The organism is Jiella avicenniae, assembly GCF_021390325.1.
Taxonomy (GTDB): domain Bacteria; phylum Pseudomonadota; class Alphaproteobacteria; order Rhizobiales; family Rhizobiaceae; genus Jiella; species Jiella avicenniae.
Genome location: NZ_JAJUWU010000010.1, coordinates 147,019 through 173,766 on the forward strand (window position 1 = coordinate 147,019; position 26,748 = coordinate 173,766).

The window sequence follows — 26,748 nt, forward strand, 5'->3', positions numbered from 1 at the left end:
ATATTCCCACTAGAAGCGGGTCACAGGGACGCGAGCCGTGGCTCGAAATTGAGTTCGCCAGACGCCGATGCCGACACTCGTACGCCTCTTGACGATCCTTGCCCTCGTTTGCGGCACCATCTACGGCATCATGGCCGCTCTCGTCTACTTCGTCGAACCGACGCGGACGGAGGTGACGGTCCCCGTGACGCTGCCGGAGGTGGGCGAGGAAGCCGAACCGGCGGCGACCGACGGCCTCTCGGAGCTGCGGCCGTGACGGCTCCGGCGGCGGCGCGCGGCGCCGGCTTCGAAGCCGAAGCCTTTCTGGAGATGATGGCCGTCGAGCGCGGCGCGGCGCAGAACACGCTCGACGCCTACCGGCGAGACCTCGAGGATGCGGCCGGCCATTTTTCCGGCCGCGGCCTGTCGCTGAAGAGCGCCGATACGCAGGCCGTCCGCGGCTACGTCGCGGCGCTCGCCGCCGAGGGCCTCGCCGACTCGAGCCGGGCCCGCCGGCTTTCGGCACTGCGCCAGTTCTACCGGTTTCTCTATGTCGAAGGGCACCGGGCCGACGACCCGATGGGACCGATCGCGGGGGCGAAGAAGAAGCGGCCGCTGCCCAAGGTGATGGGCGAGGATGAGGTCGACCGGCTCCTCGATCTTGCCGCGGCAGAGGCCGGCAATCCGGCATTGTCGCCATCGGCGAGGCTGCGGGCGGCGCGGCTCTGTGCCCTGGTCGAGCTTCTCTATGCGACGGGGCTGCGCGTCTCGGAACTCGTCGCCCTGCCGCGCGCGGTGCTGCGGGCGACGGGTCAGGCGATCGTCGTCAGGGGCAAGGGCGGCAAGGAGCGCATGGTGCCGATCGGCGAGGCTGCGGGTGACGCCATGCGCCGTTACGTCGAGGTGGCGAGGGCGCCGGGGCGAAAGCCGGAGGGCGACGAGCGCTTTCTGTTTCCCGCCGCCTCCGAGACCGGCCATCTCACCCGCCAGGCCTTCGCCCGCGACCTGAAGTCGCTCGCCGCCCGCGCCGGCATTCCCGCCGCGAAGATCTCGCCGCACGTCCTGCGCCACGCCTTCGCCAGCCATCTCCTGAAGCACGGGGCGGACCTGCGCGCCGTGCAGGAACTTCTCGGCCACAGCGACATCTCGACGACGCAGATCTACACCCACATCCTGGAAGAACGGCTGATTCGGCTCGTCACCGATCATCACCCGTTGTCACCGGCGAGCCGGGATTGATGCCGTCGGCGTACAGGTCGACAATGCGGAAACGCTACCGGGTCGGCTTCGGCGACGGAGCGTCGAAACGCGCTTCCTTGACATTCCAGCGCCCCGTCGCCAGTTTCCGCCGCGATGAATTCCCCGCCGCAGGCGGGGCGACGCGCCGGAATCGCCGCAGCCGCCCCGCGGTCGCCCAGCCGCCCGGCGCTCTTTTGCTTATCCGCTCAGGACGGCCGCAGCCGCAGGATGCATGCACAACTATCTGGATTTCGAAAAACCGGTCGCCGATCTGGAAGGCCAGATCATCGAGCTGAGGAAGATCGAGACGGGCGAGGACGCGGTCAAGGTGACCGACGAGATCGACCGGCTGGAAAAGCGGTCGAAAGAGGCGCTCGAGGACCTCTACAAGAAGCTCACGCCCTGGCAGAAGACCCAGGTCGCCCGCCATCCGGACCGGCCGCATTGCGTCGACTACATCGGCCGGCTGATCACCGACTTCGTGCCGCTCGCCGGTGACCGCTACTACGCCGAGGACTACGCGGTCATCGCCGGCTTCGGCCGCTTCGACGGCGCCTCGGTCGCGGTGATCGGCCAGGAAAAGGGCGCCGATACGCAGACGCGGCTGAAGCACAATTTCGGCATGGCGCGGCCGGAGGGCTACCGCAAGGCGGTGCGGATCATGGATCTCGCCGAGCGTTTCGGCATTCCCGTCCTGACGCTGGTCGACACCGCCGGCGCCTATCCCGGCATCGGCGCCGAGGAGCGTGGCCAGGCCGAGGCGATCGCAAGGTCCATCGAGGCCTGCCTCAATCTGAAGGTGCCGCTGGTCTCGCTGGTCATCGGCGAGGGCGGCTCGGGCGGGGCGATGGCGATCGCCGCGGCCAACCGCGTCCTGATGATGGAACACGCAATCTACAACGTCATCGCGCCCGAGGCGGGCGCGTCGATTCTCTACCGGGACGCGGCGCGGGCGCGCGACGTCGCCCAGGCGATGAAGATGACGGCGCAGGATCTCATGGGATTCGGCATCATCGACGCCATCGTCGAGGAGCCGCTCGGCGGCGCCCACCGGGCTCCGGAAACGGCGGTCGATGCCGCCGCAGAGCAGATTCGCCGGGCGTTCGGCGCGCTCGCTCCCCTCTCGGGGGAGGAGTTGAAGCGCCAGCGGCGGGAAAAGTTCCTGGCCATCGGTCGCAATCTCTGACGACAGTTGCAGCCCGGCCACAGGGCGCAACTTCCATTCCCTATCGTCATTTGCCAGAATGTCGCCATCGTCGCAGGTCAGACTGCAGCGATGGGGTGCGAAAAAGGGGTCGCGCCCCGGCGTCGGGATGGCACGGTTTACGTCCGCTTAAGACAATCGTGAAAGACTGCCGCCAACCATGCGTCGCGATGGGCTCTTCGAGGGGTGTCCAGGGCGTGATGAGGGGCCGTCGATCGCGGCGGTCGTTCGAGAGGGGCGGTGGGCGATGACGCGCTCGCCGCAGGCGATTGGGGACTTGAGGGGATGTTCGTCCGACGTATCCTGACGGCCGCGGCCATGGCCGCGCTGATGGCCGTTTCCGCCTGCAATTACGAGGATCTGGCGCCGGAAAAGGCGCCGTTGCCGCCGGATCTGGCGCGGGCCATCCAGGCCAACAACATGGGGGTCAACTCGCCGATCCTCGTCCGCCTCTTCAAGGAGGAGTCGGACCTGGAGGTCTGGAAGCAGAAGACCGACGGCACTTACGCGCTGCTCAAGACCTACGAGATCTGCGCCTGGTCCGGAAAGCTCGGGCCGAAGCAGAGGGAGGGCGACCGCCAGGCACCCGAGGGCTTCTACACGGTGACGCCGGCGCAGCTCAATCCGAAGTCGAACTACCACCTCGCCATCAACATGGGCTACCCCAACGCCTATGACCGGGCCAACGGCCGGACCGGCACCCATCTGATGATCCACGGCTCCTGCAACTCGTCGGGCTGCTATGCGATGGACGACGAGCAGGTGCAGGAGATCTACACCCTCGCCCGCTATTCCTTCGACGGCGGCCAGCGCGCCTTCCAGATCCAGGCCTATCCCTTCCGGATGACGCCGAAGAACATGGCGCGGCACAAGAATTCCGAGCACTACGGCTTTTGGCAGATGCTGAAGAAGGGCTCGGATTATTTCGAGACGACGCATCTGCCGCCGAATGTCGGCGTCTGCGAGCGTCAGTACATCTTCGACCAGACGGCCCAGACGGTTGCCGGTCTGTCGCCGGCGGGTCCGTGCCCCGAAGTGGCGGTGCCGCAGGTCGTCGCGGCGAAATATCAGTCGGACGAAGCCCAGGCGCAGGAAATTGCCGCCCGCATGGCCCCGAGCGAGTTCGCCACCTCGACGACCTTCTCCTACCGCACCGGCCAGCCGATCACCGCGGAAGCCTACGCCCAGGAGCAGCATCGCCGCGAAGGCTACGACCGGAACGGCAAGCGTGTCGGCGGCGCCGGAGGCGGTTCGATCTTCAGCCTCTTCGAATAACGTCCGTCGACGGGCGGCGGGCCGCGCCAAACCGGCGATGGACGCCAAACGTGGCCGGGAGGGAAAGTCGCCCGCCGAAAGCGGACAAATGAAAAAGGCCGGTCCTTGCACCGGCCTTTTCGCTGTTTCGAAGCCTCTTCGGCATGATGCCGAGGCCATTGCCTGCACGCTGCATCTTTGCCGCCATTCGGCAGATCGACCGTCGGTTGCCGTTCGCAGCCCTCATGTCCGCTCGTCGACGGTGGGGCTACCCCGGCCGTCCGATGGAAAACGCCCGACCGGCTCTCGCTTTTTGAGGACGATGCCAGGGTCGATTGGCAGGGATCGGTTCGCGTGTCGGAACTGGAGTCCGGTCGGCGTCTTCCGGGTTCTGGCGGATCAGTCCGCGGGATCGAGGATCTTCGTGTCGCTCTGCTTGTAGCGGAACTTGGTGTCGGTCAGTCCGGCGGCATCGGAGAGGGTGGCGGCGAGAAGCTGCGGCGCGAAGATGTCGTAGATCGCCTGCAGCACACGATCCTGCGATTTCGGCACGTCGATCACCGTCAGGGTCTTGCCGTCGGCAATTCCGGTCTCGCCGGTGATCAGCAGCGCCGGGCAGCCGATCTCGTCGAGTTGGCGGGCAAGTTCCAGTTCCCGGCCGTTGCCGAAGATCACGACGCCGGTCGTCTCGTCCATCGATTCCATCGGGCCGTGCAGATAATGGCGGGTGTCGTAGGCGGCGGCCGGGATGCGCGAGGCCTCGCGGATGAGCAGCGAGGCTTCGTCCGCCGTCCCGAGCGCCGCGCCCGCGCCGACGCAGTCGATGGCGCGACGATTGGCGAAGAGGCGGCCGAGCCGGTCCATCTTGGCATTCGCCGTCTCGAAGATCGCCGTGGCCTGTTCGGGGAGCGAGTCCCAGTCGGCGCCGCGCGCGCCGGTGATCGCGTCGAGGACGAGGCCGGCGACGAGAAGCGTCGCGGTGTAGCCGGTGCTCGACGGCGTCGCGTCGGCGCCGTTCGCCTGCGTCACGTGATGGTCGGCGGCTTCGGCCAGCGGGCTTTCGGCACTGTTGGTGATCGCCAGGCTCTCGGCGTTCGGCAGCTTGCGCAGGGCGTCGACCGTTTCGACGCTGCGGCCGCGATGCGACAGGGCGATGATCGAATCGGCGAGATCGCGGCCTTCGGCCATGTCGACCGCGCGGATCGGCACGGCACGCTTGCCCCGCCGCTGCATCTCGCTCGCCACGATCACCGCGGCGGCGAAGCTCGCACCGATGCCGGTCACGGCCGTCAGCCCTTTGCCGAAGCCGGACAGGTCCATGCCTGCGAGTTCGCTTCGCGCCGCCGCGAGGCTGTCGGCAAGCGATTGCGTCTGCCGGGCGACTGTCGATCGATAGCTCATGAAGATGCCTTTGCTGTCATGTTGGCTGTGCGGGGTCGCACGAAGAGCGCGTCCGGTTCGCTGCGGGCGAGGTGCTCGGCGAGGCGGCAGGCGCCTTCGACGGGCGCGCCGGTGAAGAGAAGTGGCTCGATCCGGCCCTCGCAGCTCTGCTCGAGGCCGTCGCGGAAGGCACGCCAGAGGCTCGGCTGCGAGGAGATCACGCTGCCGCCGGCAACGACCCTCGAAGCACCGGCGCCGCGGCGATCGAGCCGGGCGACGAGTTCGGCGAGCGAACCTCCACCTTCGCGGATCACCCGCGCGGCGAGTTCCGATCCCGCCGCTTCGGCGGCAAAGACCACGGGCGCGAAGGATCCGGCGACGGCCGCCCCGCCGATCTGGCCGAGGCGGCTGCCGATCCGCGCCGGCGAGGGGATGTCGAGGGCTTCGAAAAGCGCCGCCGCCAGCGGCTCGTCCCGCGCGCCGCCTTCGTCGAGATGGCGTGCCACCGCCTTCGCCGCCTCGCGGACGAGGCTGGCGGCGCTGCCCTCGTCGCCGATGATCCAGCCCCATCCGCCGGCGACCAGCATCTCGCCGGACGGCGTGCGGCAGACCGCGATCGATCCCGTCCCGGCGACGAGGCCGATCTCGCCCGGATGGCCGAGGGCCGCCGGCATCAGCTCGGCGTCGTTGACGACGCGGACGGGAAACGGGCTGATGGGGGCGAAGGCCGCCTCGAAGGCTTCGCATTCCGCCGCGTCGTCGCAGCCATGCGCGCCGACGGCCATGGCCGTGATGGGAGTGCCTTCGCAAAGCTCGCGGACCAGCCGGAGCAGTGCGGTGGCATCCGCGTGCCATTCGCGCGACCGCCAGCGGGCGGTGGGGACGATCTCGTCCCTCGCAAGGTCCGGTCCAAGCAGCCGCAGATGCGTCTTCGTCCCGCCGATGTCGATTCCGACCACCGCCATCGGGCCTGAGGCTTCGTCGCCCTTTCCGACGGTCATGCGGCACCGGACTGACGGATGCGCCGGCCGGCGGCATCGAACAGAAGGAAGCGCGACGGATCGAGCCGGATCCGGCTCGGCGTCTCGGCGCGATGGCGGGCATCGTCGCTGCGCGCGATGACCCGCTCGCCCGTGGGCATCGACGCATGGACGTAAGTCACGTCGCCGAGCTCTTCGACCAGCGTCACCTCGACCTCGACGTCGCCGTCGAGCCGTTCGTTCGAAGGGGCGAGCCGCACGTGTTCGGGCCTTATCCCGATCTCGACGGTCCGCCCGGACGGGTCGAAGCCGCGAAACGGCACGACGAGGGAGGCCGAGGAACCGCCGATGTCGTCGAGGACGATCGCGTCGGGGCGCACCTCTCTCACCGTCGCCGACAGGAAGTTCATCTTCGGCGAGCCGATGAAGCCGGCGACGAAGCGGTTGTCGGGATCGTCGTAGAGATCGAGCGGGCGTCCGCACTGCTGGATGACGCCGCCATTGAGAACGACCATCCGGTCGGCGAGCGTCATCGCCTCGACCTGATCGTGGGTGACGTAGATCATCGTCGTCTTCAGCCGGCGATGCAGATCGATCAGCTCGGCCCGCATCTGCACCCTGAGCTCGGCGTCGAGGTTCGACAGGGGTTCGTCGAAGAGGAAGACCTTCGGCTCCCGCACGATCGCCCGGCCGATGGCGACGCGCTGCTTCTGGCCGCCGGAGAGCTGGCCCGGTCGCCGGTCCATGTGCCGTTCGAGCTGCAGGATCGCCGCGGCCTTGCCCACCTTCTCGCGGATTTCCGACTTCCTGGCGCCGGCCATCTTCAGGCTGAAGCCCATGTTCTCGGCGGCCGTCATGTGCGGATAGAGGGCGTAGGACTGGAACACCATCGCCGTGCCCCGGCGGGCCGGATCGACGTCGTTGAGACGCTCGCCGTCGAGGCGAAGCTCGCCGGCGGTGACCTCTTCGAGACCGGAGATGATGCGCAGCAGGGTCGACTTGCCGCAACCGGACGGGCCGACGAAGACGACGAACTCGCCCGACCGGATGTTGAGATTGATGTCGCGCAGGACGTCGACGGCGCCGAACGTCTTGGCGACGCCTGTGATATCGAGTTGTGCCATCTGTGCCTCGGTGAAGCCTCAGCCTTTCGATCCGGACATCGCGATGCCCTCGACGATCTTGCGCTGGAATATGAGGAAGAAGAGGAGCGGCGGGATGGCCGCGAGGAGATTGGCGGTCATCACCACGTCCACCGTCTGGTGGGAGAAAGGCGCGTTGAAGAGCCCGACGACCTGGCTGACCGTGTATTTCTCGGCGTTCGACAGAACGATGAGCGGCCAGATGAAATTGCCCCAGGTCTTCATGAAGGTGAGGATCGCCAGCGTCACCATGGCGTTGCGCGTCAGCGGAAGGACGACGTGCCAGTAGATCTGAAAATGCCGCGCCCCGTCGAGCCGCGCCGCCTCGATCATCTCCTTCGGCAGGCCCTTCATGAACTCGACCAGGAGGAACAGGCCGAAGGCCGAGGCGAGGCCGGGCGCGACGAGGCCCTGCATCGTGTTGATCCAGCCGAGATCGGCGGTGAGGAGATAGGTCGGAATGATGGTGACGGCGGTCGGCACCATCAGGGACAGCATGATCAGGCCGAAGAGCGGACGCTTGCCGGGAAACTCGAACAGCGCGAATTCGAAGGCCGCCATCGAGCCGAGAAGGAGCACGCCGGCGATGGTCAGGAGCGCATAGGCCATCGACATGTAGTAGGCGTGGAGATAGCCGGTCTCCCGCAGGATCATCGCGACCTTGTCCCAGCCGGCCGCAAACGAGGTCGGATAGAGCCGCGGATTGATCGAGACGGGCGTGCCGGGCTCGGTGAAGACGACGTTGATCATCCACCAGATCGGGAAGACCACGACGATCGTCACCGAGATCGCCAGGGCCCAGCGGCACAGGTCCCAGGCCGTGATCGTGGGCCAGCGCCTGCGGCGGCTCTCGGTCGCTTCGAGCGCGATCGTCATGCCTTTCTCCTCATGGCTCTGAGGCCGAACATCCCGGCCGTGACGACGATGATCAGCGCGGTGAGAATGAAGCCGTAGGCAGAGGCCTGGCCGAAGCGGACCGACCCGAAGGCGCGCCCCATCATGTCCATCACCGGAAACAGCAGCGCGTTCTGCCGGCCGCCGTAGTTGGTGAAGGACGAACCGGTGAGGAGCCAGGGGACGTCGAAGACCTGGAGGGCCGAGATCAGGCCGTAGGTCATCACGAAGAAGAGGACCGGCGCCAGCATCGGGATGGTCACGTGGCGCACCTGCTGCAGCCGGCTCGCGCCGTCGAGACGCGCCGCCTCGTAGAGGTCGACGGGAATGTTCTTCAGGCCGGCGAGCAGGATGACCATGTTGAAGCCGGCCGACACCCAGATGTCGACCGCGATCAGCGAGTAGAGCATCGTGTCGGTGTCGTTGAGGAAGTTGACCGACGGATAGCCGAACCAGCCCAGCACCATGTTCACCAGGCCGAAGTTCGGCGCATACATCCACCGCCAGATCGTCGCCGCGAGAAAGGCGGGAAGGACGACGGGCAGGAAGAAGACGCTGCGGAAGAGGTTCGACCAGAAGCCGCTGAAGCTGTCGACGAGAAGCGCCAGGCCGAAGGCCACCGCGATCCCGAGCGGTACGGTGATGACGACGTAGGTGACGAGGTTCCACATGGCGCGGGAGAAATCCCGCGAACCGACGATCCGCTCGTAATTCGCGAGCCCGACGAAGTGCGGCTCGGTCACGGCGTTCCAGTCGTGGAAGCTGTAGTAGAAGCCGCTGACGATCGGATAGAGGAAGAAGGCCGCGAACAGCGCCACGAAGGGCAGAACCATCAGGTAGTGCGGCAGATGTCTGGAGTTCATGGCACGCTTTCCGGGCAGGCGTCCGGCGGCAGGGCCGGACGCGCTTTCTTCGCTCAGTTCGCCAGGCAGTCGTTGAGTTCCTCGACCAGTTCCTGCGCTCCCTCTTCAGGGGTGGCATCGCCGTCGGCGACCATCGCGGCATTGTCGGTGACGATCGAGCGGTAGCAGTTCGGATAGGCGCCGGCGAAATAGGGAGGCATGACGTCGACGGCATATTTCACCGCCTGAACCGACTTCTCGATCAGCGGCAGTTCGGCGACGTCCGGCTCCGCCATGGCTTCGGCATTGGCGTTGTAGCGCGACAGCAGCTTCGCCCAGCGGGCCATCTGGTTCTTCTCGGTGATGTAGGCGGCGAACTCGAAGGCGATCTTCTGGTGCTCGCCCGGCGCCACGCCGACGATCTCGTAGCTCTTGATGCCGCCGTGCTGGTCTTCCTTCATCCCTGGCACCAGTACGAAGTCGTATTTCAGGCCGGACTCCTTCGCCGCCTGCTCGTAAGTCGGATTGACCCACGGACCGACGACGTGGAACGCCAGCTGGTTGGTGATGAAGAGGTCCTTGGTCGACTGGTCGTTGCGGCTGGTGCCGCTGTTGAGCGGCGCCATGTCGACGAAGAGCTGCAGGACCTTCTGATAGGTCGCCGGATCGATCTTGGTCTTCATCGCGTCGAAATCGATGCCCCAGCCGTCGATGCCGCCGACGATCGCATAGGTGCTGGCGACCGAGTTGAAGACCTGGGTCTGGTCGGGAACGGCGTATTTGCCGGCCTCGTGCACGGCCTGCATCTGCGCGTACCACTCGTTCCAGTCCTTGGGCGGCTTCGCGGTGTCGATGCCGGCTTCCTTCAGGACGGTCAGGTTGCGGAACATGATCTCGCCGAAGCCGGTATAGGGCAGGCAGTAGAGTTCCTCCGGCTTCGGCATGCAGCTCTTCAGCGCGTCCTCGTCGAACTGGTCGCGGTAGGACTGGGGCATCTCCATCCACAGCGGGTAGAGATTGGAGAGCGCCCCGACCTCGACGAGCTGTGCGCCAACCGACAGGCCGTTCATGAAGACGTCGGGCAGGGTGCCGCTCGCCGCGCCGGCGATCTGGCCGGCCGTCAGGTCGTCGTCGCCCCGCCCGGAGATGTTGATGGTGACGTTCGGGTGCTTTTCCTTGAACTCGGAAATGAAGGTCTGCTGCAGCGCCAGCGCATCGCCCTGGGCGAAGTCGGAATAGACCCAGTATTCGAGCGTCACCGGCTCGTCGGCGAAGGCGGGGCTGGCCGCGATGGCCAAAAGGACGGATGCTGACTTCACAACGGCGGAACTGCGCATGAGGCTCTCCATTTGCTCGACGGGCATCAAACTCTCAGCCGCTCGACCGGGCGCGACTTATGTTAGGCATGTTAACAAACAAAATACGACGCGCAAGCTGAAAAATGCGCCGTGCCCGTTTTCAAGTCTTCAGGCGCCGCGCGGCGGCAGTCTCAGCGATGTCTCCGATCGGCCGGAACGGCGAACGGGTGCAGGGAAAAGAGGGACGGCGCAGGACCGTGGCGCTCACGCCCCATGGCCGTTCGGCGAGGCCGTGGGGCCGCCTCTCGTCAGGGCGAGGTCTGCACCAGCACGACGTCGAGCGCGCGGTCGACGGCCAGCTTCTCGATGCCGAGCACGGTCGCGTCGGGGCCGAGCGAACTCGTCTCGACGTCGACCGGATAGCTGAGGGCGTTTGCGACCGTCCGCACGACGGGAAGGATCAGCGGGCTGGTTCCCACCCCGCCGCCGAGGACGACGAGGCCGGGGTCGACGATGGCGACGCAGCTCGCGACCAGCGCCCCGATGTCGGCGGCATGCCGCTCGACGTGCTCGCGGGCGGGAGCGTCGCCGTTTTCGGCGCGATGGAAAAGCGCGCCGGCGTCTTCGGGGGGCGGCCCCGCCTTTTCGGGCCACGCCTGGCGGACGCGACGCATCAGCATTTCCGTGCCGAGATAGGTCTCGGCCTCGCCGGCGACGGGCGTGTGGCCGGGCGCAAAGGGGTAGGCGAGGTGGCCGATCTCGCCGGCCGCGCCGTTGCGGCCGCGGATCAGCCGGCCGGAGAGCATCAGGCCCATGCCGAGCTTCAGGCCGATCTGGATATAGGCGAAGTCGTCCCGCCCCTTGGCGACTCCGTAGACTCTCTCGGCGACGGCAGCGCAGTTGACGTTGTTTTCCAAAACGAGTTCGGGGCCGGCTGGCGGCGCGAAGTGGGTGAAGAGTTCGTCCTGGCGGGTGGCGGCCCGCTCGGCGCCGTCGGCGACCACCCGCGACGGCAGGGCGATGCCGACGGCCCGCAAAGGCCCCCAGCCCGTCTCCGCCTCGCCGGCGGCTGCCGCGAACTCTTCGGCCACGGCGCGGCTGATTTCCTCGTTCATCAGCCGATGGCTGGCCGGCAGGCGGTAGGTGCGGCTGTGCAGCAGGCGGTGGTCGAGCGTCGCCACCCGAAGCCGCACATGGGTCGAGCCGGCGTCGATCGCCATCACGCGGCCGGCACCGGCGCCGACGCGGTAGAGTGCCGCCTTGCGCCCGAGGCTGCCTTGCGATTCGCCGACCTTTTCGACATAGCCGAGCCGCTCCAGTTCGCCGATCGAGGCCGACATGGTCGGCCGCGACAGCGCCAGTTGCTCGCCGATCTGCGGCCGGGTTGCCGGGCCGCTCGCCACGAGGCTGCGAAAAACCGCCTTGGCGCTCGGCGTCAGTTCGGCCGCCGAAAAACTCTCGCCCGGTCTCGACAAATGACTGAAACCCATTTGTTATGAAGCTTTATGAATTATCGTGGCGTGATGATCCGATTGGAGGAAGCATATGTCACGGCAAAGGGAAAATGGCAAAATGCGTGATTGGTCGGCGTTCGAAATCGGCTACGACGTGCCGGCCCTGCCCGGCATGGCCCTCAGCGACGTGCAGACGCCGGCCCTGGTCGTCGACCTCGATGCCCTCGAACGCAATCTCGACCGGATGCGCACCCATGCCGCGGCGGCGGGAATGCGCCTGCGGGCGCATGCCAAGAGCCACAAGTCGGCCGACATTGCCGCGCTGCAGATCGGTCGGGGCGGGGCCTGCGGGATCTGCTGTCAGAAGGTTTCGGAAGCCGAAGCCATGGTGCGCGCCGGCATCGGCGACATCCTGGTCACCAACGAGGTGCGCGATCCGGTCAAGCTCGACCGCTTGGCCCGGCTCGCCGAGCGGGCCCGGATCGTCGTCTGCGTCGACGATCCGGAGAATGTCGGGCCGCTGTCACGGGCGGCGCGACGCCACGGCGTCACCGTCGAGGCTCTGGTCGAGATCGACTGCGGTGCCGGCCGCTGCGGCATCCGTCCCGGCGCACCCGCCGTGGGCCTCGCGCAGGCGATCGCGGCGGCGGAGGGGCTGCGTTTCGCCGGTCTGCAGGCTTATCACGGTCCCGCCCAGCACATCGCCGATCCCGCCGAACGGGCCGCCACCATCGCGGCGGCCGCCGACGTCACGGCCCGGACGGTTTCGCTCCTTTGGGACGCCGGCCTCGCCTGCGACATCGTCGGCGGCGCCGGCACGGGGAGCTTTCCCTTCGAGGCGCGTTCGGGCGTCTACAACGAACTGCAATGCGGCTCCTACGTCTTCATGGATGCCGACTACGAGCGGATCCGCGCCGAAGACGGCGGGCGGGTGGGCGGCTTCGAGAATGCCCTCTTCGTCCTGACCTCCGTCATGAGCCGTCCAAGGCCCGATCGCGCCGTCTGCGACGCGGGCCTGAAGGCCCTTGCCGTCGACAGCGGCCTGCCGCGGGTGTTCGGCAGGGAAGGAGTGCGATACGACGGCGCTTCCGACGAGCACGGCGTCCTCGCGATCGACGGTGGGGACGTCGCGATCGACGAGCGGATCAGGCTCGTGCCCGGCCATTGCGACCCGACCTGCAATCTCCACGACTGGTTCGTCGCGCTGCGCGGCGAAACGGTCGAGACCCTCTGGCCGGTGACCGCGCGCGGCAAGGTCTTCTGACGAAAGCCCCGCCCTTGCCTGCAAGCGGCGAGGCCATCCCGGCTGCCCTGGCTTCGCCCCGTGCCCATCGCCGGCCGGCGCCCCACCACGGACGGCGGAGCTGGACCGCCGGCGGTGATCGGGGGACGTCCGTCGCGGCAGGTCGGCTCCTTCGGCCGCGAAACAGGCGACGCGTCCCTCGACGATCGAAAAGTCGCGTGCGCTGGAGGACGGATCGTATTAATTCGGGAGGCAAGATCGTATCCGATCCACATCTGCACTATCGAGCCGATCGCCTGGGTGACGACGATTTCGCCCGACGGGGTGGTGAACGCCGCCCCCTATTCCTTCTTCAACTGCCTCTCCGCAGACCCTACGACTGTCGCGATCGGGGTCGGGAACCGGCCGGACCGCAGCCATGAGGACACGACCCAGAATATCCCCATGACCGAGGTGTTCACGATCCACATCGTCGATCGCGCCAATGTCGAGGCGATGGCCGCGACGGCAGCCCAGGCTCTGGGTTCGGGACTACTTCGATCACGCCCCGCCGAGCGCGTGCGACGTCGAGCGTCGCGGCGTCGGGGTCTTCTGATGACGTCGCGCCGCGTCGCCGGACGCATCCGATCGCATGGCCGCGACAGGCTCCGCGATCGGGGCTCGCGGACGGCGCGGCCGGCCAAGGAATTTCGATGGGACTGACCGGCGAGGAGGGGCGCCCGGGCGAGGCGCCGCGCTGGCATCCGTTGTTTCCGGCATCGGAGCTGGCAGACGGCGCGCTGCGCCCCGCTGCCGTCGCCGGCCACGTCGTCGTCGTGGTGCGGGACGGCGCGCGGTTCTATGCGTTTCAGCGGGCCTGCCCGCATGAAGGAGCGGATCTGTCGGAGGGATGGTGCGCGGCCGGCCGGTTGCATTGCCCGCGTCATCAGGCCTCCTTCGACCTGTCGAGCGGGGCGGTCGCGGCCGGTTGGTCCTTCGCCCCGCCGAAAACCTATCCTCTCGAGGTTCGCGGCGGCGTCGTCTTCATCGCGATTCCCTCGGCCCGGCCGGCCCCTTGAGGCGCTGCCGTCAGGCCCGGCCCTGCGGGCGCCGTCCTTCGGGCAAGAGTTCCGTCGCCGCCGCGACGAGACGGCCGGAGGGCGACCGCAATTCGTCGAGGATGGTGAAATGGTCGGCGCCCTCGATGGCGATCAGCGGCCCCGGAGCGCCCGCCGCGGCGCGCTTGGCGTGCAGGCGCATCGCATCGTGGACGAGGGCCGGAACCTCGCGGGAGCCGTAGGCGACGGCGAGCGGCTTCCGGGTCACCGGCAGGCGCAGCGGCGAGAGCGTCTCGATTTCCCGATCGGTGAGCTTCAGCGCCTCGTTCAGATAGGTGTCCCGGATCGGGCCGAGTTCGTAGACGCCGGAAACCGCCAGTCCCGCCACGACCGAGGAATGGCCGAGCAGCATCGCGGTCAGCTGGGCGCCCGCCGACCAGCCCGCCAGCACGATCGGCCCGCCGATGCCGTGCATGCGGCCTTCCCGGGCGATCCAGTCGAGGGCGTCGCCGATCTCCGCGACGATGTCCGTCAGGCTGGCGTGGGGGGCGAGGGTGTGGCTCGGCATCGCCACCGACCAGCCGGCCTCGAGCGGCCCCTCGGCATAGGCGGCGAAGACCTCGCGCGAGTTCTTCTGCCAGTAGCCGCCATGGATGAAGACCAGGCAGGGGGCGTTCGGATCGGCGGCGGGGTAGAGGTCGAAGAGCATGCGCTCCTTGCCGCCATAGGAGAGATCGAGCTTGGCCGGATAGGTCCCGCGCAGCTTGGTGGAGGCGCGATCGCGCGCCGCCACCAGATCGGCGCTGTTCTTCACCGCCGCGTTGTTGTCGTAGGCGGCGTCCCGCTCGGCCTGGGAAAGTTTTGCCCAGACGTCCTGGGGGGCGGGCGCCGGCTCGGTCCCGCTCATGCCGCGACCGCCACCGGCAGGATCGGCGCGTCGGCATCGAAACGCTCGCCGGCCCTGAGGCAGAATGCGGGGCGCAGGAGACGCTCGGCGATGATGCGCATGTCCTCGTTGTCGCGCAGGAGGAAGCGGCCGCGATCGTCGTGAAGCACCGACACGTCGGCGACGCGTCCGACGGCGAGGCTGCCGATCTCCTCGCTCATGCCCAGCATCTCGGCCGGATGGCTGGTCACCATGGGGACGACCTCCTCCAGCGACAGGCCGAGGGTCATCATCGAACTCATCGCCTGGGTGAGGCTGAAGCGCGCCTGGCCCTTGAAGGGATGGTTCTCGTCGTCGTGATGCTCCTCGGGCGTTCCCGCGGGGGCCGGCACCTCGGGGATCTCGGTGTTGTAGCCGTGCATGTCGGCGCCCAGCGTATAGGGGATCACGCCCGCCGGGAGCGCCGCCTTGGCCACCCGGTAGGAGAAGTGGCTGCCATGGCCGACATCGACCTTCAGACCGGCATCCATGGCGGTCTGGATGATGTGATGCACCTCGCCCTGTTCGTTGATGAAGCCGCCGGGATGGCGCGTGAACGGATGCGCCAGAACGTCGCCGGGGCGCAGAAGCGGGATCACCCGCTCCATGATCGTGTCGGCGTCCTCGCCGTTGGCGCCGCTTTCGGGAAGGCCCCAGAGCTGGCCGAAATGGACGTAGAGCGGCAGGTCCGAGCGCCGGCTGATCTCGGCCGCCAGTTCCATCACCTTGATGCCCCAGCGGGCGAAGCCGCCGATCTCGGCATGGCCCTTGATGCCGCGCACGATGTCCTTGTTGGCCCGCGCCGAGCGGACGGTCGCTTCGACGTCGACCCCGTCCGGGCTGTAGAGATTGGGATAGAAATGCCCCTCGAGGCCGCCGACGAGATAGGCCGAGAGAAACGCCATGACGCGGGTCTTCGCCGGCTCGGCGATGAATTTGCGAAAGCCGGGAAGCGTCATGCAGGACGGGCCGCCCTGATCGACGACGGTGGTGACGCCGGAATGGACGCCGACCATGTCCGCCGGCAGTCCGAAACGGCCGGTGACATACTGGTAGACGTGGCCGTGCGTGTCGATCATCCCCGGCAGCACCAGCTTGCCGGAGACGTCGACGACCTCCCTGGCGCTGGCCGGCAGGATGGTCGGCGCGATGGCGGCGATTCGCCCGTCCTTGACGGCGACGTCGTTGATGCCGTCGATCCCCGAGGCCGGGCAGATCACCCGCCCGCCCTTGAGAACGAGATCGTATCCGCTGACTTCCATGGCGTTTTCCTTCGCGGCGGCGTGGCGATGTGGACGTGATGGGAAAAGCGAAGCATACTTCGCATTCCAGTGCAAGCGACCGGTCGCCCCATGCGCGGCCCGAGAGGAAGGACGAGATGGCAGATCCCGGGGTGCCGCAGGGCGGACTGACGCATTGGCCGCTGGACGAGCGGCCGGGCTTTCTGGCGCGGCGCCTCTATCAGATCCATGTCAGCCTGTTCAGCACGCTGTGCGCCGAGTTCGCCGTGACGCCGGTGCAATACAGCCTTCTGTCGACCCTGGGAGAGACCGGCGAGGCGGACCAGACGAGCCTTGCCCGCGCCGTCGCGCTCGACCGCACGACGACGACCGGCGCCTTGAAGCGGCTGGAAGGGCGCGATCTCGTCCGGCGCCAGGTCGGCACGCGCGACCGCCGCGCCCAGACCTGCCGGCTGACGCCGGCGGGGCACGCGCTGCTGGTGGCGATGGAGGCGGCGGTTCGCAGGGCCCACCAGGCGACGGTGGAGCGGCTCGACCCGGCGGAGCAGGCGCAGTTGATCGCTCTGATGCAGAAGCTGGTGGCGGCCCATGACGGCCCGTCCGATGGAGAACCGATGGACGGAGAGGACGCGATGCGCCGTTTCGGCGGGGCAGGCCCCGCGTCGGCCGGACGCGAGGAAAGTCGCCCGAACGGTTGACCGCAGGAACGCCCGGACGCGGCGGTGACCACGGCTACTGCGGCGCCGCCGCGTCGCCGTGGCGTCGGTCACCGGGCGGGCGCGATCGTCGGCGGCCCGTCGTCCCCGACCGATGCGACCGGCCGCCAGCATCCGTTTTCCGTGCGCCTGAGCAGGGGCGTCGCGAAGACGCCCGCGATCTTGCCGGTGAAGCCCGGCAGCGCCGTCGCCACCGCGACGCGCCAGCGATCGGTCTGCAGCATGGCGGCGGCGACGACCACCGGTTCGACCCCGAGCTTTCCGAGCAGCCTGAGCACGGCGACGAGCGAGGAGCCGGTCGAGACGACGTCGTCCACCACCGCGACGCGGCGCCCGATCAGAAGCGGCACGAGGCGCGGATCGACGAACAGCGTCTTCGGCGTTTTGCGGCTGCTGATCGAGGAGGAGGGCTCGCTGAGGGCGTCGTCGTACCAGAACTTGCGGGTGGTCCCGAGCGCCACCATTCGCGGATGGCCGAGCCGGCGGGCGACGCCGTTCGCCAGCGTCAGGCCGAGCGTCGGGACGGCGACGACGATCTCGGCGCCGGCCCGCGCAACGATCGCGGCCATCGCGTCCATCAGCGCGTCCTCGACGGCGAAGCTCGCCTGATTGACGATCAGCGAGGCGACGGCGAAGCCCGCCTCGTCGGGTAGCGGACGGATCGGCAGGACGATCTGGCGGCCGTCGGGAAGGCTGGCGGGAAACGTCTCGCGATGATCGCTGCGATGAGGATCGGCGAAGCTGCCGGGCGGATGCAGCGTCTGCCAGACCTCGGATGGCGCGACGGAAGATGCCGGCGAAGGCGTGTTCCCGCTCATCGGGCCGCAAGGGCCGCCGCGGCGGCTGCGGGCGCCGCACCGGGGCGGGGATCCCGCGGCTCGATCGTGGGGATGGCGTCGATCAGCTCGCGCGTATAGGCGTCCTTCGGGTCGGTCAGGACCTCCGTCGTCGCTCCCTCTTCGACGATGACGCCGCCGCGCATGACGATCACCCGGTCGCAGAGCAGGCGAACGACTTCGAGATCATGGCTGATGAACAGATAGCTCAGCCCCATTTCGGCCCGCAGATCGGCGAGGAGGTTGAGGACGACGGCCTGCACCGAGACGTCGAGCGCCGCCGTCGGCTCGTCGAGGATCAGGAGGTCCGGCGACAGGGCGATCGCCCGGGCGATGCCGACGCGCGCCTTCTGGCCGCCGGAGAGCTGGTGCGGAAAGCGATCGAGCAGGGCTTGCGGCAGCGAGACCCTGTCGGCGAGCTCGGCCACCCGGTCGTCGACCGAGCGTCCGTCGCCGCGGCGCCCGAGCCTGAGGATCGGATCGGCGATGGACCGGCGCGCGGTGAAGCGCGGGTTGAGGCTCGCAGTGTGGTCCTGGAAGACCATCTGCATGCGGGCCCTCAGCGGCGACCTCGCAAAGCTCGCGCGGGGGATCTGGTCGATGCGCTCGCCGTCGAAGACGATCTCGCCCGCGGTGGGATCGAGAAGCCGCATGATCATCGACGAGGTCGTCGACTTTCCGCAGCCGGATTCGCCGACGAGTCCGAGGCTCTCGCCGCGATCGAGGGTGAAGGATATGTCGTCGACGGCCGGCGCCGGCGGTTCGGCCTTGCCGAGGAGCCGGCCCGGCAGGCCGCGCTTCTTCGCGAAAGTCTTGGTGAGGCCGGAGATTTCGAGGAGCGGCCTGGCGGCGGTCGCCGGCCACGCGGCCGGCGCCGTGCCGCGCTCGGCGTCGCCGGTGGGAAGCAGGTCCCGCAGGCCGGCGGTCCGTCGGGGCATGGCGGCGATCAGGCGCCGGGTATAGGGGTGCTGCGGGTCGTCGAACAGGCTGCGGGCGGGCGCCGTCTCGACGATCCGGCCCTTCTCCATGACGACGATCCGGTCGCAATAGGTCGCCGCCAGCCCGAGGTCGTGGGTGATCAGCAACATCGAGAGGTTCGATTGCCGGCGCAGCTCGTCTGCGAGGTCCATCACCGCCTTCTGGGTCGTCACGTCGAGCCCGGTGGTCGGCTCGTCGGCGATGAGGAGCTGCGGATCGCAGGCGAGCGCGATGGCGATGACGACGCGCTGGCACATGCCGCCGGACAGTTCGAACGGATAGGCGTGATAGCGCTCCTCCGGCCGGGCGATCCGCACCTTGCGCAGCATCTCGACCGCCTTGGCGCGGACGTCGTGCCGCGTCGCCTGGGAATGGCGCAACAGCACGTCCTCGATTTGCCGGCCGACGGTGCGGATCGGATTGAGGGCCGAGCGCGGGTCCTGGAAGATCATCGACATTTCGCGGCCGCGCAGGTCCGACATCGCGGCTTCGCTCGCCGTCCCGAGATCCATGCCGCCGAAGGTGATGCTGCCGCTCGCCACCGTGCCGTTGCGGTCGAGGATCTTCATCGCGGCGTAGGAGGTCACCGACTTTCCCGAACCGGATTCGCCGACGATGCCGAGCGCCTCGCCCTTCTGCAGCCTGAAGGAGACGTCGCGCACCGCCTCCACCGTGCCGCCACGGGTCTCGAAGGTCACGGCGAGATCGTCGATCTGGAGCAGCGGAATGTCGTTCATCGTTGCCGCCTCACGTTCGCTGGCGCGGATCGACGAGATCGCGCAGGCCGTCGCCGAGAAGGTTGAAGGTGAAGACGGCGAGCATCAGCGTCGCGCCGGGAAACAGCGCCAGCCACCACTCGCCGGAGATGATGAAGTTCGAGCCCTCCGCGACCATGATCCCCCATTCGGGGGTCGGCGGGCGCACGCCGAGACCGATGAAGGACAGGCCCGCGGCGTTCAGCATCGCCCAGCCGAGATTGAGCGAGATCTGCACCATCAGGGGCGGCAGCACGTTCGGAAAGAGGTGCACCGCCATGATGCGCAGGTCGCCGTTGCCGGACAGGCGGGCAGCCTGGACGAAACCGGATTCGCGTCGCACGGCGATCTCCGAGCGCACGATCCGGGCGTAGAAGGGCAGATTGATGATCGCCGTGGCGTAGACGATGTTTTCCACCGTGTTGCCGGCGGCGGCGACGATGCCCATCGCGAGCACGAACAGCGGAAAGGCCATGATCACGTCGATCAGGCGGCCGAACACCGCATCCACCCAGCCGCCGAAATAGCCCGACAGGGAGCCGATCAGCGAACCGGCGACGAAGGAGAGCGCGACCGCGCCAAAGGCGATGCCGAGATCGAGCCGGGTCGCGACGACGACGCGGGAGAAGACGTCGCGGCCGAGATTGTCGGTGCCGAACCAGAAGTCGAAGGAGGGCGGCTGGAGCGCCGCCTGCGGATTGGAGGCCAGCGGATCGTAAGGCACAATTGCCGGCCCGAGGATCGCCGCGAGGACGAAGACGGCAGCCATCGCCATCGCCAGCATCGTCGTCGTCGAGCCGCGGGCGATGTAGGCGGCGAGGCGCAGGCGGTCGCCGATCGCGCCCTTCAGCCGGCCGCCGGGCGACCTGGGGAGCGCGTTGGGTACGGTCTTGCTCATCGTCGGGTCAGGTCTCATGGGCGATCCGCGGATCGAGCAGGGTGTAGAGGATGTCGATCACGAGATTCAGCGTCACGAACAGCAGCGCCATCGTCAGGACGAAGCCCTGGACGGCGGCATAGTCGGAGGAGATCAGCGCATCGACGGCATAGGAGCCGATGCCTGGCCAGGCAAAGACCTTCTCGACCAGGACGTTGGCGCCGAGGGCGAAGGAGAACACCATGCCGAGGGTCGTCACCACCGGCAGGAGCGCATTGCGCAGCGCGTAGACGAACAGCACCGTGCGGCGCGACAGGCCGGCGGCGCGGGCGGTGCGGATGTATTCGCTGCCGAGCGCGGCGATCATCGAGGCGCGGGTCATCCGGGCGATCGGCGCCATGGTGAAGAGCGCCAGCGTGATCGACGGCAGGAGCAGCTGCGCCAGCGATGCGCGGAACGTCTCGATGTCGCCGGCAATCAGGGAATCGACGAGGTAGAAGCCTGTCACGGCGGGCGGCGGAAGGTACAGGATGTCGAGGCGACCGAGCGGCGAGGGCGCCCAGCCGAGCTTGAAGTAGAAGATGAACAAAAGGAGCAGGCCGGTGAAGAAGGTCGGCAGGCTGACGCCGGCCGTCACCAGGAACCGCGTCGCCTGATCGATGATCCCGTCGGGGCGGGTCGCCGCGAGGATGCCCGCGGGAATGGCGACGACGAGGGACATGAACAGCGCCAGAAAGGTCAGTTCGAGCGAGGCCGGCAGGCGTGTCAGGAGATCCGACAGGACGCTCTGCCCGGTCGAGATCGACCGGCCGAGATCGCCCGCGGCGAGATCCTGCAGATAGCCGACGAACTGCACGGGCAGCGACCGGTCGAGACCGAGCGAACGGCGGATCTCGGAGATGGATTCCGGCGTCGCCGTCGGCCCGGCGAAATAGGCGGCGGGATCGCCGGGCAGCGCCCGCGTCAACAGGAAGCTGATGACGATCACGCCGAAGATCGTCGGCAAGGAGAGCGCGATGCGTCCCGCGGCGAGGGATAGGCGACCCATCTGTCGTGTCCGATCGGTTTTCTGGCGAGGCTGGATGGGCGGGGGGGGGGGGGGGGCCGGGCCCGCCCCCCCCCCCCCCCCCCGCCCTCTGGCGTCTCAGGCCTCGAACTTCAGCGGCCGGGCGTCGATCTGGCGGTGGAACCAGAACTCGTAGCCGTCGAGATTTTCGGCCATCGCCGAGTTCAGGGTCGGCTGCCACAGCGGGATGCGCGGCAGATCGTCGATGGCGATCTCGATCATCCGCCTGACGTTCGGCGCATAGTCCGGCGCGTCGACGGGCATCGGCAGCGTCGCGTCGACGAGCTTCTGCATTTCCGGATTGTCGTAGTTCGAGGCGTTGAAGAGGTTGCCCTTCAGATAGGAGAAGTAGAAGTAGTAATCCGGGGTATCGAGCCAGCCGCCGAAATTCTCGAGCAAGAGCGGCAGGCGCTTCTCGACCAGCGCGATGGTGCGCCAGTTCGCCCCGGGAATCTTCTCCAGCGTCACGTTGATGCCGATCTGGCGCAGCGAATCCTGGATCAGCGCCGCCGCCGGCTCGCCCCAGTCGGCGAAGTCGAGGCTGAAGGACAGGGGAACGTCGAAACCCTTGGCATAGTCGGTCTCGGCCAGCAGCGAGCGCGCCTTGTCGAGGTCGGTCGTGTAGGGGAAGGGCTGCGGCCAGCTGATGTCCTGCGGCGCCGTGCTCTCGCCGCCCCACAGCGGGACGCCGAGCCCGTAGGCGGCCTGATCGAAGAGCTGCTGATAGGGCAGCGCCCAGGCCAGTGCCTGGCGCACCCTTTTGTCCTTGAACGGCTCGAAGGTCAGATTGGGGCAGAGCGTGTGGATGCAGTTGGCGATCGGCGAGCCGACGACCTTCACGGTCTTGGAATCCTTGAGATCCTTGGCATCCTTGTTGGGGATGTCGAAGGACAGGGTCACGTCGCCGCGCTCGACGAGGGCACGCCGGGTCGACAGGCTCGGAACCTCGCGGACGATGACCCGCTCCATCGCCGGGACCGGGCCGCAGGTCCACGCTTCGTTGCGCGCATAGACGATCTGCTGGCCGGGATCCCAGCGTTCCACCTTGAAGGCGCCGCCACCGGCGGGTGTGCGGTGGAGATAGTCGCTCGCCCAGGGGTCGGCGTCGGTGGCGTTTTCGAGGGCGAGCTTGGAATTGATGACGATGGCGACGGGCACGCCGAGATCGGGCAGCGACAGTTTCGACGGCTCCTTCAGGTCGACCCGGAAGGTAGCCTCGTCGACGGCGACGAACTGAGCCGGATCGGTGAACCCGCCGGCGCCCATCTGCGATTTGGGAAACCCGCCGAGGGCGAGCGCCCGTTCGAACGACCAGCGCACGTCCTCGGCCGTCACCTTCGCGCCGTCCCAGAACTTCGCGTCGGACCTGAGCTTGAAGGTGATCGACTTGCCGTCCTCGGCGCTCTCCCAGCTTTCGGCGAGTTCCGGCACGACCTGCGAATAGTCGAAGGTATAGGAGCCGTCCTCGCGCTGATTGACCCCGAAGCTCACCAGCCGGTCGTAGACGTTGACCGCCACCTGATAGCTCGGCCGGTTGGTGCCAGTGCGATGGATGTCGAGACTGTTGATCGATCCGCCGGTGACGACGACGGCCTGCTGGCGGCCCTGCGCATGGGCGAGGTTGCGCAGAAAGGGAAGGTTGGCCGCGGCGAGGCCGCCGGCGGTGGCCTTGAAGAATGTTCTGCGATCCATGATCTGTCCTTGCTGGCTTGGGATGGAAATGGAAAAGGCCTTGGAGCGAACGAGATGGTCTTTGGGGGCCGGAGTCGGTTATGTCGTGAAATTGCATGCAATCATCGTGCCAAGACGAAAGTGCAGGATTTTCAGTGGGATGAGAATTTTCGCCCGAAGGTCACTGCCTGTTTCCTGTGCGATGGCGCGAAACTTCGGGCATCGAAGGGGGCACGCGGCGCGGCGTCGACGTCGGTCGCCGCAAGGCCTCGCTCACCCGGCGCGGATGGCCGGCGTTTGGGTCGCGCGCGCCCAGCTACGGCCGGCGTTCCAGGCGAGAGCCGTTGGAAATGGGCTTCGGTCGCGCCGGTCGGGTCGTGCGCCGTCTTCGATCTTCGCCGGATCCGGCGCTATTGCGCCGAGTAGCGCAGCAGGAACTGCCGGGCACGATCGGTCTTCGGCCGGGTGAAGAACTCTTCGGGCGCCCCGCTTTCGACGATCCGGCCCTGGTCGAGAAACACCACCCGGCTGGCCACGTCCCGCGCAAAGGCCATCTCGTGGGTCACCACGACCATGGTCATGCCCTCGCGGGCGAGATCCTTCATCACAGCCAGCACTTCGCCGACGAGTTCCGGGTCGAGCGCACTGGTCGGCTCATCGAACAGCAGCAGATCGGGTTTCATGGCCAGTGCCCGGGCGATGCCGACCCGCTGCTTCTGGCCGCCGGAGAGTCGCGCCGGATACTGCCCCGCCTTGTCGGCGATGCCGACCCGCTGGAGCAGCGCCTCCGCCTCGCGCCGGACCTCCGCCTTGTCCCGGCGCTGCACGTGGATCGGCGCTTCCATGACGTTTTCGAGCACGGTCAGGTGCGGCCAGAGGGCGAAATGCTGGAACACCATGCCGATGCGCGTTCGGATCGCGGCGAGTTCCCTGTCGTTCATGACGATGTTGCCGGACGGGCGGATGCCGATCCTCTGGCCCTTCAGGACGATGAAGCCGGCGTCCGGCTCCTCGAGCCAGTTGAGGCAGCGCAGGAAGGTCGATTTTCCCGACCCGGAGGGGCCGAGGAGGCAGACGGTCTCGCCCTTTCGGACGGTCAGCTCCATGTCGGTGAGAACCGTATTGGCGCCGAAAGACTTCGAGACGCCGTGCGCGGCGAGCACCACCGGCGCTTCGGCGTCATCCATGGGCGGGGTCATTGCAGCTCCGTCATTGCCGGGCCTTCGCGACGCGTCCGACGAAGGCGACGCCGGTCTCGATCGCCATGCAGGTGATCCAGTAGAGGGCGATCGCCGCGACGAAGGAGGCGAAGGGCACGAAATAGGTGGTCTGGATGGCCATCGCCGCCTGGGTCAGTTCCGCCACCGCGATGATCGTCAGGAAGGCGCTGTCCTTGATGATCTGGATCGTCTGGTTGCCGATCATCGGCACGGCGGCGAAGAACACCGGCGGCAGGATGATCCGCCGCACGAGCTTCAGCCCGTGGAAGCCGAAGGCGTGGCCCGCCTCGATCGATTCCTTGGGAAGATTCGCCCAGGCGGCGCGCAGCAATTCGGCCATGTAGGCGACGTTGTAGACGATCAGCGCGATGAGGCCGGAGGTCCAGTTGCTCATCCTGATGCCGAAGCTCGGCAGGCCGTAATAGATCAGATAGGCGAGCAGCAGGAACGGCACGCAGCGCATCGCGTCGACATAGACGGTCGCGCCGATGCGGGCCGCCTTGCTGCGCGCCATCAGCGCCATGGCGAGAAGCGCGCCGAGGACGAGCGAGACGACGGCGGCGATGGCCGACAGGGCGATGGTGTTGGCAAAGCCCGACAGGAGGACGTCGCGATTGTCCCAGACGATGGTGAAACCGTTCATCGCAGCGCCTCCATTTCGGCGGCGCGACGGCGCTCGATCAGCCGCTGCGTCATGACGAAGACCGCGACGATCAGGCTGTAGAGGACGAGGGCGACGACGAAGGGCGGCAGCGGATCGTAGGTCCGTGCGCCGACGCGGGAGGCGGCGCGGGTGATGTCGACGAGGCCGAGGACGGCGATCGCCGGGCTCGACTTCACCTGCAGCGTCATTTCGTTGACGAGCGCCGGCAGGGCCGAATGGACGAGCTGGGGAAAGACGATACGGCGGAAGCGCAGGCCCCTCGTCATGCCGAAGGCACGGGCCGATTCGAGCTGCTCGCGCGGAAAGCTCATCAGGGCGCCGCGCCAGATCTCGGTGTTGAACGCCGCCGTCGACAAAGTGAGCGTGACGACGGCGGCGGTGACGGCGCCGAGCGAGATCCCCACCACCGGCAGGGCAAAGAAGATCAGGAGCGCCAGCGTCACCGCGGGCGAGGCCCGGATGACGCTGACATAGACGACGACGAAACGGTCGAGAACGGGGACGCTGGACCAGCGAATGAGGGCGAAGCCGAGGCCGAGCGGCAGGCCGATGACGATGCTCGCGAGCGAGATCGACACCGTGAACACGGCGCCCTGAAATATGGCGTAGACGTCGTACCAGGTCATGCGGCGATCCGGCGTCCTTTCAACTCACACCGCTCGGATCACTTGATGGCTTCCGGCATGTCCTCGAACGACGCGCCGAACCACTTCTTCTGCAGCTCGTACATCGTGCCGTCCTTGCGGGCCTCGAGCAGGACCGAACTGACGTATTCGACCAGCGCGTCGTTGCCCTTGGCCGTCGCCCAGGCGATGTAGACCGGTTCCGAAACCGCTTCGCCGAGTTCGAAGACGTCGGGCTTCTCGTTGACCAGCGCCTGGACGTTGATCAGCGTGTTGACGACGGCGTCGGTGCGGCCGATGGCGAGATCCTGATAGGCTTCCGGATAGCTCTGATATTCGACGATCCTGGCAATGCCCGCGCCGCCGTCCGCCTTCAGCTTCGCGTCGAAGGTCTGCAGGTGCTTGAGCATGGCGCTGCCGGCCTGAACGCCGACGGTCTTGCCGCTGAGATCGCTCGCCGAGGCGATGCCGTCCTGTCCCTTCTTCATCACGTAGAAGCTGGTGGATTCGGCGACCGGGCTGGTGAAGGCGAGGGTCTGCTTGCGCTCGTCGTTGACGAGGACGGCGGTGACGGCCATGTCGTACTTGCCCGTCGTCACGCCCGGCAGGATGCCCGCCCAGGGGATGATGTCCTGCTCGATCTCGAACGGCGCCTTCTCGCGGACGAGATCGAGAAGTGCGTTGTCGTAACCGCTCGGCTTGCCGTCCTCGATGAATTCGAATGGATGGAAATCGTCCTCGGTGGCGACATGCATCGTGCCGCTCGACTTGATCGCCTCCAGATCCGCGGCTTTCGCATCACTGACGCCGGCACCGGCCAGAGGCGCCAGGAGGACGGCTGCAAGCGCGAGACGCCGCAAGGCGAAGCGCGGAAGAAGATCACGGTCGAGGCGCATTGGGGGCTCCTGTTCATCAGGCTGAAAAGGCGCAGCCGGCGGGGCTGCTGGGGTGACGATCGACGCCGTGCCGAAAGGCGCCGTCTTTCGCCAGCCGGGCTGGCGTCGAGGGCGTGACGGACGGCCAATCGTAAGCATGCTGAGCAAGTGTCGTGCCAAGCCGCCCGGACGGTGCCGGACGCGGCTGTTCCGTTGGAATCCCTCCAATCGCGACCGGAAGCGCCCGCTGTCGCCGGCCGACACGGTCGCGGCGGCTTCGCCCATTAACTGGGCAACAGGCGAGATCTCTGCCTAGCTTTCAGGCGCAAATCGTCAGTATGCTGATGGTATCTGC

At 67.6% G+C, this 26,748-nt stretch carries 26 protein-coding genes; 8 read left to right on the plus strand and 18 right to left on the minus strand.

The genetic code is table 11. The annotated features are described in order from the left end of the window. Positions 1 to 67 precede the first annotated feature (67 nt). The 4 genes from LZD57_RS12125 (at position 68) to LZD57_RS12140 (ending at position 3,697) form a co-directional block, all read left to right on the plus strand. Complete coding sequence (locus tag LZD57_RS12125) at positions 68 to 256, plus strand: hypothetical protein (protein WP_233718766.1); 189 nt, start codon at positions 68 to 70, stop codon at positions 254 to 256. Continuing rightward, positions 253 to 1,218 carry a site-specific tyrosine recombinase XerD gene (locus tag LZD57_RS12130; protein WP_338034685.1) on the plus strand — a complete coding sequence of 322 codons (966 nt, stop codon included), beginning with the start codon at positions 253 to 255 and terminating at the stop codon, positions 1,216 to 1,218. Before LZD57_RS12125 ends, LZD57_RS12130 begins: the two co-directional genes overlap by 4 nt. Before the next feature lie 232 nt (positions 1,219 to 1,450). Continuing rightward, a complete protein-coding gene (locus LZD57_RS12135) occupies positions 1,451 to 2,404 on the plus strand; it encodes an acetyl-CoA carboxylase carboxyltransferase subunit alpha (RefSeq protein ID WP_233718767.1) in 954 nt (317 codons plus the stop codon). Positions 2,405 to 2,707: 303 nt separating this feature from the next. Continuing rightward, a complete protein-coding gene (locus tag LZD57_RS12140) occupies positions 2,708 to 3,697 on the plus strand; it encodes a L,D-transpeptidase family protein (protein WP_233718769.1) in 990 nt (329 codons plus the stop codon). A gap of 378 nt (positions 3,698 to 4,075) precedes the next feature. Here the strand turns inward: LZD57_RS12140 and LZD57_RS12145 are convergent, their stop codons facing one another. From LZD57_RS12145 to LZD57_RS12175, 7 genes are all read right to left on the minus strand, one after another. Beyond that, complete coding sequence (locus LZD57_RS12145) at positions 4,076 to 5,077, minus strand: SIS domain-containing protein (protein ID WP_233718770.1); 1,002 nt, start codon at positions 5,075 to 5,077, stop codon at positions 4,076 to 4,078. Further along, the gene (locus tag LZD57_RS12150; RefSeq protein WP_233718772.1) at positions 5,074 to 6,021 is read right to left on the minus strand and encodes an N-acetylglucosamine kinase; all 948 of its coding nucleotides are present in this window, start codon (positions 6,019 to 6,021) and stop codon (positions 5,074 to 5,076) included. The genes LZD57_RS12145 and LZD57_RS12150 overlap by 4 nt, the downstream gene beginning before the upstream one ends. 32 nt (positions 6,022 to 6,053) lie before the next feature. Beyond that, a complete protein-coding gene (locus LZD57_RS12155; RefSeq protein WP_233718773.1) occupies positions 6,054 to 7,160 on the minus strand; it encodes an ABC transporter ATP-binding protein in 1,107 nt (368 codons plus the stop codon). 18 nt (positions 7,161 to 7,178) lie between these two features. Further along, complete coding sequence (locus tag LZD57_RS12160) at positions 7,179 to 8,054, minus strand: carbohydrate ABC transporter permease (protein ID WP_233718775.1); 876 nt, start codon at positions 8,052 to 8,054, stop codon at positions 7,179 to 7,181. After that, on the minus strand, positions 8,051 to 8,935 hold the full coding sequence (locus tag LZD57_RS12165; RefSeq protein WP_233718776.1) for a carbohydrate ABC transporter permease: 885 nt from the start codon (positions 8,933 to 8,935) through the stop codon (positions 8,051 to 8,053). Before LZD57_RS12165 ends, LZD57_RS12160 begins: the two co-directional genes overlap by 4 nt. 53 nt (positions 8,936 to 8,988) lie before the next feature. Continuing rightward, positions 8,989 to 10,251, minus strand: coding sequence for an ABC transporter substrate-binding protein (locus tag LZD57_RS12170; protein WP_233718778.1), 1,263 nt, complete (start codon positions 10,249 to 10,251; stop codon positions 8,989 to 8,991). Between the two features lie 269 nt (positions 10,252 to 10,520). Next, the gene (locus LZD57_RS12175) at positions 10,521 to 11,702 is read right to left on the minus strand and encodes an ROK family transcriptional regulator (RefSeq protein WP_233718779.1); all 1,182 of its coding nucleotides are present in this window, start codon (positions 11,700 to 11,702) and stop codon (positions 10,521 to 10,523) included. A gap of 82 nt (positions 11,703 to 11,784) precedes the next feature. On the opposite strand from LZD57_RS12175, the gene LZD57_RS12180 reads away from it, so the two are divergent. Genes LZD57_RS12180 through LZD57_RS12190 form a run of 3 tightly spaced genes read left to right on the plus strand, consistent with a single transcriptional unit; the run spans position 11,785 to position 13,967 of the window. Continuing rightward, positions 11,785 to 12,930, plus strand: a complete 1,146-nt coding sequence (locus LZD57_RS12180; protein WP_233718781.1) for a DSD1 family PLP-dependent enzyme — start codon at positions 11,785 to 11,787, stop codon at positions 12,928 to 12,930. Positions 12,931 to 12,990: 60 nt separating this feature from the next. Then, positions 12,991 to 13,611, plus strand: coding sequence for a flavin reductase family protein (locus LZD57_RS12185; protein ID WP_420844759.1), 621 nt, complete (start codon positions 12,991 to 12,993; stop codon positions 13,609 to 13,611). Then, positions 13,602 to 13,967: a Rieske (2Fe-2S) protein gene (locus LZD57_RS12190; protein ID WP_233718783.1), complete on the plus strand. Its 366-nt coding sequence runs from the start codon at positions 13,602 to 13,604 to the stop codon at positions 13,965 to 13,967. Before LZD57_RS12185 ends, LZD57_RS12190 begins: the two co-directional genes overlap by 10 nt. Positions 13,968 to 13,977: 10 nt before the next feature. Here the strand turns inward: LZD57_RS12190 and LZD57_RS12195 are convergent, their stop codons facing one another. Both LZD57_RS12195 and LZD57_RS12200 read right to left on the minus strand, forming a co-directional pair. Continuing rightward, on the minus strand, positions 13,978 to 14,853 hold the full coding sequence (locus tag LZD57_RS12195; RefSeq protein ID WP_233718784.1) for an alpha/beta hydrolase: 876 nt from the start codon (positions 14,851 to 14,853) through the stop codon (positions 13,978 to 13,980). Further along, complete coding sequence (locus LZD57_RS12200) at positions 14,850 to 16,133, minus strand: amidohydrolase/deacetylase family metallohydrolase (RefSeq protein ID WP_233718786.1); 1,284 nt, start codon at positions 16,131 to 16,133, stop codon at positions 14,850 to 14,852. Before LZD57_RS12200 ends, LZD57_RS12195 begins: the two co-directional genes overlap by 4 nt. A 116-nt stretch (positions 16,134 to 16,249) precedes the next feature. On the opposite strand from LZD57_RS12200, the gene LZD57_RS12205 reads away from it, so the two are divergent. After that, positions 16,250 to 16,810 carry a MarR family winged helix-turn-helix transcriptional regulator gene (locus LZD57_RS12205; RefSeq protein WP_233718787.1) on the plus strand — a complete coding sequence of 187 codons (561 nt, stop codon included), beginning with the start codon at positions 16,250 to 16,252 and terminating at the stop codon, positions 16,808 to 16,810. A gap of 68 nt (positions 16,811 to 16,878) precedes the next feature. On the opposite strand, the gene LZD57_RS12210 is transcribed toward LZD57_RS12205, so the two are convergent. The 9 genes from LZD57_RS12210 to LZD57_RS12250 all read right to left on the minus strand — a co-directional run bounded on the left by LZD57_RS12210 (position 16,879) and on the right by LZD57_RS12250 (position 26,414). Next, a complete protein-coding gene (locus LZD57_RS12210) occupies positions 16,879 to 17,646 on the minus strand; it encodes a phosphoribosyltransferase (RefSeq protein WP_233718789.1) in 768 nt (255 codons plus the stop codon). Next, entirely contained in the window at positions 17,643 to 19,379 is a 1,737-nt protein-coding gene (locus LZD57_RS12215) for a dipeptide ABC transporter ATP-binding protein (protein ID WP_233718790.1), read from the minus strand. The genes LZD57_RS12210 and LZD57_RS12215 overlap by 4 nt, the downstream gene beginning before the upstream one ends. A gap of 10 nt (positions 19,380 to 19,389) precedes the next feature. Further along, complete coding sequence (locus LZD57_RS12220; RefSeq protein WP_420844761.1) at positions 19,390 to 20,295, minus strand: ABC transporter permease; 906 nt, start codon at positions 20,293 to 20,295, stop codon at positions 19,390 to 19,392. 7 nt (positions 20,296 to 20,302) lie between these two features. Next, complete coding sequence (locus LZD57_RS12225; protein ID WP_233718793.1) at positions 20,303 to 21,322, minus strand: ABC transporter permease; 1,020 nt, start codon at positions 21,320 to 21,322, stop codon at positions 20,303 to 20,305. Positions 21,323 to 21,418: 96 nt separating this feature from the next. Further along, positions 21,419 to 23,032, minus strand: coding sequence for an ABC transporter substrate-binding protein (locus tag LZD57_RS12230; protein ID WP_233718808.1), 1,614 nt, complete (start codon positions 23,030 to 23,032; stop codon positions 21,419 to 21,421). A gap of 389 nt (positions 23,033 to 23,421) precedes the next feature. Then, positions 23,422 to 24,198 (minus strand): amino acid ABC transporter ATP-binding protein, encoded by a 777-nt coding sequence (locus LZD57_RS12235; protein WP_233718809.1) that lies wholly within the window; start codon positions 24,196 to 24,198, stop codon positions 23,422 to 23,424. A 22-nt stretch (positions 24,199 to 24,220) separates the two neighbouring features. After that, positions 24,221 to 24,874, minus strand: coding sequence for an amino acid ABC transporter permease (locus LZD57_RS12240; RefSeq protein ID WP_233718810.1), 654 nt, complete (start codon positions 24,872 to 24,874; stop codon positions 24,221 to 24,223). Beyond that, positions 24,871 to 25,521: an amino acid ABC transporter permease gene (locus LZD57_RS12245; protein ID WP_233718811.1), complete on the minus strand. Its 651-nt coding sequence runs from the start codon at positions 25,519 to 25,521 to the stop codon at positions 24,871 to 24,873. The genes LZD57_RS12240 and LZD57_RS12245 overlap by 4 nt, the downstream gene beginning before the upstream one ends. A gap of 38 nt (positions 25,522 to 25,559) precedes the next feature. Further along, on the minus strand, positions 25,560 to 26,414 hold the full coding sequence (locus LZD57_RS12250; protein ID WP_233718812.1) for a transporter substrate-binding domain-containing protein: 855 nt from the start codon (positions 26,412 to 26,414) through the stop codon (positions 25,560 to 25,562). Between the last annotated feature and the right edge of the window lie 334 nt (positions 26,415 to 26,748).